Genomic DNA, 4,037 nt, shown 5'->3' with positions numbered 1-4,037 from the left:
CACCTCCCCCAGCTCCACCGTCCGGCTCGCAGTACATAACCGCCCGCCCCACGCCGGGCCGTCCTCTCCGATGCGGAACCCGAAGGAGAGGCCGGGCCCGATATCGGCGGGGTCGACGCGCACCACGGGCACCTCACGCTCGTTCAGCGCGGCGATGACCTTGTCCGCGGTGAAGTCCTCCAGCGCGGTGACGACCAGGACGGTGGAGGCCATCGGTCAGTCCGACTCGTAGTCGGTGGTGTTGTCGTCCTGGGTCTGTGGCTGCGGGTTCTGCACGTCGCCGCCCCCGGACACCGACGCGGTGCCGGTCGTCTTCGACGTGCCGTGCTTGCCCATCTCCATGACCTGACCGGCGGCGCCGGTGTAGCGGGCCGTCTGCGTGGACGCGTCCAGCGTGACCGCCCGGTAGGACGGCGGACCGACCGGCAGCCGGTCGGTGACCAGCCGCATCGCCCACGGAGCCTGGGGCGCAAGCGTCGTCATACGTAGTCCCTTCCCTGTACGGAAAGCGTCAGCCGGGCGGCTGCCGCCTAAGCAGAATCGGTGCTCGGCACCCGCCCTGACCAATACCGTAAGAGTCGCGAACCGTGGCGAAAATGACACGCTCCGTCATATACGGGTAGGGAAGGTGAGGCAGCGATGGCCAGCAGATCCGGCAACCCGCACCTGGCACTGTGGATCGCGGCGACGGGCCTGTCCCATAGGGAGATCGCCCGGCGTATCACCGCAGCGGGCAAAGCGCGAGGTCACCGGCAGGTCGCACCCGACGCGACCCGTGTGCGACGCTGGATCGACGGCGAGAAGCCCCGCCCTCCGGTGCCCTCCCTCCTCACCGAAGTCCTCTCCGACGCGGCCGGGCAGCCACTCACGCCCGGTGACCTCGGTCTGACGGGCACAGGCCCGGAGTTGGACGGCATCCAGCTCCCGCTGCTGACCGAGGCAGCCGCCCAAGCCCTGGCCGGATGGACGCAGATGGACCTGTTCATGAACCGCCGCGACACCCTCAAGCTCGCGCTCGGCGCTCCCCTGCTTCTTGCTGCCGAGCGGATGCTCGGGGGCGGTTCCCGGGCGCTCAGCACCAGCACGAAGGGTTTCGACGCGGACACCGTCACCGCGCTGGAGGCGGTCACCGCCTTCTTCACCACGGCGGACGCCGCCAAGGGCGGCGGCCTGTACCGCTCGGCGATCGTCGCCCAGCTCGCCGAGGTCGCCCGTCGCATCCAGGACGGCGTCCCGTCGAGCCTGCGCAGCCGCGTGTTCGCGGCGACCGCCGACCTGGCGGCCCTCGCCGGGTGGGTCAGCCATGACTCGGGCCGGTATCCGACAGCACAGCGGTATTGGAGCTACGGCGTATACGCCGCAGCCGAAGCCGGGCAGCCGGACCGCGGGGTCGAGGTCGTCACGCGCATGGCACACCAGATGATCTACCTAGGGCACCCCACCGACGCCCTCGGTCTCCTGGACCTCGCCGCGAAGAAGGCCACGATGCCCGCGACCCGGGCACTGGTCGCCTCGCAGACCGGCCGAGTGCACGCGGCCCTCGGCAACGCGCACCAGGCCGAGCAGCACCTCGGCGCCGCCGACGACCTCCTGATAAATGGCCTCGGCGACGACGTCCCCGAGTGGGTGGCGTACTTCGACGCCGCCGAGCATGCCGGCGCCCGCGCGGTCTCCGCTCGCGATCTCGCCGGACTCCGCCATGGCAGCCGGACAGCGAGCGTCCACTTCGAAGACGCCCTGAAGCTGCGCAAGCCTGGGTTCGATCGGGTGAAGGTCATGGACCGTGTCGGGCTCGCCGCCGCTCTGTTCGACGAGGGAGATCCGGAGCGGGGCGCCGCAGCGGCCCATCAGGCGCTTGATGATGCGGCCCGGGTCGACTCCACGCTCGTGACATCCCGCCTCAACACGCTGCTGAACGCGGCCCGTCCGTACGAGAGCACTGCTGTGGAGGACGTACGCAGCAGAGCGCGGGAGCTCGCCACCACCCGGCCGACCACGATCGCGGCCTGAGACCATCGAGCGCATGGGCAAACACCGCCGACCCGGCCCACCGAACCAGCCCCCGCGCGCCGTCCCGCACATCGACGCCACCGAACCGCTCGCCGCGTACGACAGGCGGCGCCGCCCGCCCCTCGATCAGTACCGTCGGCACAGGCCGCTGCACGGCGGCGGCGGGCACCTCCGTCCCGAGGAGCCGCGCGCGCTGGAGGAGTGGGACGGTTTCACCTTCGTCCCCGCCGGGACCGCGCCCAACCTGGCGGCGGCCCAGCGGTGGGTGAACGACTTCAGGAGATGAGGTCCTGTGCCGCCCAAGCGGTCTTGGACGACACCGGTCTGTCCACCCCAGCGAACTGCCAGGGCCCTTGCCTCACACCCTCCCCTCGCCACTGCACTTCCTCACCCAACGTGTATCAAGCATCACAGACGGGAACGGTCGCTGTCAGATGCGATACGTGTGCAACTGACTCTCGGCACAGGGGATTCAGAGGGGGATGTGGTGACGAGGCGGAATGCGGAGGAGGGCAGCGGGGCGAGTACGGCGGTCCTGTTCGGCGAGGTGCTGCGGCACTTCAGGGAGGCCGCGCTGATGACGCAGGAGGCACTGGCGAGGGAGATCCCCTGCGACCGGTCGCGTGTAGCGAAGGTGGAGGCGGGGACGAGGGTTCCGCACGAGAGCTTCGCAAAGAAGTGCGATGAGGTGTTGGGGACTGGTGGGGTCTTGGCCAAGTTGTGGGCCAAGGTGGACTGGTACCCGCAGGTGGCGCATCCGGATTGGTTCAGGCGGCGAGCCGAGATGGACGAGACGGCCGTCCAACTGCACGAGTACCAAGTGCAAGTGATCCCTGGCCTTCTGCAGACCGAGGACTACGCCCGAGCGCTGTTTTCCCAGACGGCCAGCGGCGACACGGTCGAGGAACGCGTGCGGGCCCGACTTAGCCGACAGCAACGCTTCCTCTCTGAGGGCGGACCGTTGTACGTGGCCGTACTGGACGAGAGCTGCCTGAGCCACGTGGTGGGAGGCCCCGCCGTGATGCGCGACCAGTGCGCGCACTTGCTGGCAGTCGGGCGACGCGACAACATCCGCGTCCAGGTCGCTCCTGCCTCCGACTTGGGGATCGTTCGCCCGACGACGTCAATGTCGCTGATCACGCTGCCCGATGGCGAGCGCTGGGTCTACTCGGAATCGCTGGGCCGTGGTCACTTCGACAGCGAACCGGCCGTCTTCGAACGCCACAGTCGAACTTATGATGTGCTCAGGGCCGACGCGCTGTCTGCTCCGAAATCTGCCGCCTGGATCGGCGAAACGATGGAAGGGTACGGGCACGACGATGAACAGGTACGAGCTGAGCACCGTGACCTGGATCAAGAGCAGCTACAGCGGCAACGACGGCGGCAACTGCATCGAAATCGCCCCCGGTATCCGCGACATCGTCCCGGTCCGCGACAGCAAAAACCCTGACGGACCGGTACTGGTCATCAACCGCTCCGCCTGGCGGAGTTTCATCGCCGCCGTGCCGACACTTATGTGAGTAAAAGGCTGTTGAAACCACAACAGGCATAGCAACGGTGACAACGCAGAAGAGCCTGGCAGAGCTAACACACGTGGCCCGCATCCGAGTTCACGGACACGGGCCGCGTACGTGCCATCAGTCAGCGACCCGAACTTCCTCCTCGGCCTCTCCTTGCCCCCCACCCCGCGCCTGCTGCAGCGTCTCTGCGATCGCCGCGAACTCCTCCAGCGCGGCCTGGAGGTCCTCGACGATCTCGGCGGCCAGGACCTCGGGCGCGGGCAGGTTGTCAGCGTCGTCGAGGCTGGGGTCGCGGAGCCAGGTGATGTCGAGGTTCGCCTTGTCGCGGGCGATCAGTTCCTCGTACGTGTACGCCTTGAAGCGTTCCGTCTCCACTCGCTTGGAGCGGTCCTCGTCAGGGCGGTAGCACTGAACGAAGTCCTCAAGGTGTGCCCGGGTGAGGGGGTTCTGCTTGAGGGTGAAGTGCTGGGCAGTACGGAAGTCGTAGACCCAAGAAGACCGAGGGTG

5 protein-coding genes and 2 pseudogenes are annotated in these 4,037 nt (G+C 68.2%); 4 read left to right on the top strand and 3 right to left on the bottom strand.

From position 1 onward, the window contains the following. Positions 1-213, bottom strand: a pseudogene (locus tag STRIP9103_RS09005) (ATP-grasp ribosomal peptide maturase); the annotation flags it as partial. A 3-nt stretch (positions 214-216) separates the two neighbouring features. Beyond that, entirely contained in the window at positions 217-483 is a 267-nt protein-coding gene (locus tag STRIP9103_RS09000; protein ID WP_009305179.1) for a putative ATP-grasp-modified RiPP, read from the bottom strand. 156 nt (positions 484-639) lie between these two features. Between STRIP9103_RS09000 and STRIP9103_RS08995 the strand changes: the two genes are divergently transcribed. The 4 genes from STRIP9103_RS08995 to STRIP9103_RS51355 all read left to right on the top strand — a co-directional run bounded on the left by STRIP9103_RS08995 (position 640) and on the right by STRIP9103_RS51355 (position 3,530). Beyond that, positions 640-2,010: a hypothetical protein gene (locus tag STRIP9103_RS08995; RefSeq protein ID WP_009305180.1), complete on the top strand. Its 1,371-nt coding sequence runs from the start codon at positions 640-642 to the stop codon at positions 2,008-2,010. Between the two features lie 13 nt (positions 2,011-2,023). After that, positions 2,024-2,296 carry a DUF6087 family protein gene (locus tag STRIP9103_RS08990; RefSeq protein WP_009305178.1) on the top strand — a complete coding sequence of 91 codons (273 nt, stop codon included), beginning with the start codon at positions 2,024-2,026 and terminating at the stop codon, positions 2,294-2,296. 201 nt (positions 2,297-2,497) lie between these two features. Then, entirely contained in the window at positions 2,498-3,460 is a 963-nt protein-coding gene (locus tag STRIP9103_RS08985) for a helix-turn-helix domain-containing protein (RefSeq protein WP_048819956.1), read from the top strand. Further along, positions 3,402-3,530, top strand: a complete 129-nt coding sequence (locus STRIP9103_RS51355) for a DUF397 domain-containing protein (RefSeq protein WP_234022158.1) — start codon at positions 3,402-3,404, stop codon at positions 3,528-3,530. The genes STRIP9103_RS08985 and STRIP9103_RS51355 overlap by 59 nt, the downstream gene beginning before the upstream one ends. 117 nt (positions 3,531-3,647) lie before the next feature. Here the strand turns inward: STRIP9103_RS51355 and STRIP9103_RS08980 are convergent. Then, positions 3,648-4,037 (bottom strand): annotated as a pseudogene (locus STRIP9103_RS08980) (SAM-dependent DNA methyltransferase); the annotation flags it as partial.

It is taken from the genome of Streptomyces ipomoeae 91-03 (assembly GCF_000317595.1).
GTDB classification, from domain to species: Bacteria; Actinomycetota; Actinomycetes; order Streptomycetales; family Streptomycetaceae; genus Streptomyces; species Streptomyces ipomoeae.
Note: the sequence above shows the minus strand (reverse complement) of the source record. Positions and strands in the feature narration are given on the sequence as shown.

Bases quoted from the DNA above. Each gene is read 5' to 3' on its own strand.
- STRIP9103_RS09000 (WP_009305179.1), bottom strand. From the start codon at position 483: ATGACGACGCTTGCGCCCCAGGCTCCGTGGGCGATGCGGCTGGTCACC.
- STRIP9103_RS08995 (WP_009305180.1), top strand. From the start codon at position 640: ATGGCCAGCAGATCCGGCAACCCGCACCTGGCACTGTGGATCGCGGCG.
- STRIP9103_RS08990 (WP_009305178.1), top strand. From the start codon at position 2,024: ATGGGCAAACACCGCCGACCCGGCCCACCGAACCAGCCCCCGCGCGCC.